The organism is Colwellia sp. MB02u-10 (assembly GCF_014077185.1).
GTDB lineage: Bacteria > Pseudomonadota > Gammaproteobacteria > Enterobacterales > Alteromonadaceae > Cognaticolwellia.
Map to the genome: position 1 here is coordinate 1 of NZ_JACGVK010000090.1, position 1,515 is coordinate 1,515.

The following is a 1,515-nucleotide window of genomic DNA, read 5'->3' on the forward strand; positions in this document are numbered from 1 at the left end:
ATTCACTTTTAGTATTAAGTGAGTTAACGCATAGAATGAAGCAAGTAATTTCGTCGGTTATCATGCTGATATTCGTGGATTACTAACTTATTTGTTAGCAGCGCCTACCTTACTCATTTCGTCGTGGCACCTGTCTTCAGTCTATGTTCGTGGTTCAATAGCCGTTAGGCTATTGCCATCCTAACGCCGTCGGTGGTTGTGCCACACCCGATGCTTGATCCCATGCGCTAACTCAACACTTTTTTGTAGACAGTTATTCATGCAGGTACTCTCGATATTCTTAGCTTCACATCAACCTTTGGTAGCACTACCTCACGAGAAATAGCCCAAATATAAGCGATCATTTCTCTGGCGATGGCCGTAACGACCACATTACGATGTTTGCCTTTGTGCATGAGTCGATTATATCGTCTGCATAACCTCAATTGTGCTTGCCATGCCATATCGATGATTTCTTTACTTAATCCTTCCTGCCTTAATTGCATTTCTTTTGATATATTGGCGTTGTGTTTGTACGAGTGTGCACCTTCGACCAGTAGTCGTCTTGCACGGCTATTACCGCATTTGGTAATAGCACCTAAGTGGCGTTTATCGCCACTTGAATGTTCACTTGGTACCAGACCAAGGTAACTCATTAATTTTCTGGGATGGTCGAAGCGTGATAAGTCACCTAGTTCGGCAATCACTCCTGTGGCTACTAATAACCTCACACCACGGAGCGCTTGTATCGCTTTAACAACAGGATAAAACCGCCAGTTTTTTATTTGATGTGTTAATTCATTATCCAGCCTTTTTAAGCGTTTTAGTCGCTCAGTAATGGTTGAAATCGCTTCTTGCAAAACAATTTGCTGACAAGGATGCGGTAGCACTAATTCAGCGAGCCAACGCAAATACTGTAATGACCAGTTATCTTTTATTTTGCTGTTAATGTTGTTACGTAACAGCAAAGCTTTTAGTTGGTATTTTGCGTCTTTTAAATCTTTCATGCTGGTTTCACGGGCGCGTGATAAATCGCGAACGGCTTCATCTTCGGGCTCAGGGACATAGATAGGGGTTAAATCTTCAGACTTGAGCAGCTTTGCAAGTTTGAGCGCATCACGTTTATCGGTTTTGATTTTCTCTCCTGGTTTTTTAGGGATAAGCGAAGGTGCGATGACATAGCAGCAATGATTAAGACTGGTGAGCAAGCGGTAAATCCAATAGCCACAAGGGCCAGCTTCGTACACAAAATGAAGTGTGGCATCTGGGTATTTTGATTGTAATTGTCGCGCGAGTTTTTTAAAGGCGGCTTTATTACTGAGTATTTTACCTAGATGAGTTGATTTAGCGCCACGTTGGTCTTCAATATAAGCGACTTCAGTAAATGTTTTATGAGTATCTAAGCCAATGAAAAGTATGTTATGTTTTATCATGCTAGCCTCTGTTTTTAGTTGTTTGACACACTAATTATGGCGCTGGTTTGTAAAACTAACCCACGTTTAGAGGCTAGCACCTTGTGGGGAGTCATTGTGTCTA

The 1,515-nt window shown here is 41.8% G+C and carries 1 protein-coding gene; it reads right to left on the reverse strand.

The features are described from left to right. Positions 1–257: 257 nt before the first annotated feature. Entirely contained in the window at positions 258–1,412 is a 1,155-nt protein-coding gene (locus H4J59_RS03975) for an IS110 family transposase (protein WP_182236994.1), read from the reverse strand. Positions 1,413–1,515: the final 103 nt, after the last annotated feature.

Coding starts and splice junctions, on each gene's coding strand:
- H4J59_RS03975 (WP_182236994.1), bottom strand. CDS start 1,412: ATGATAAAACATAACATACTTTTCATTGGCTTAGATACTCATAAAACA.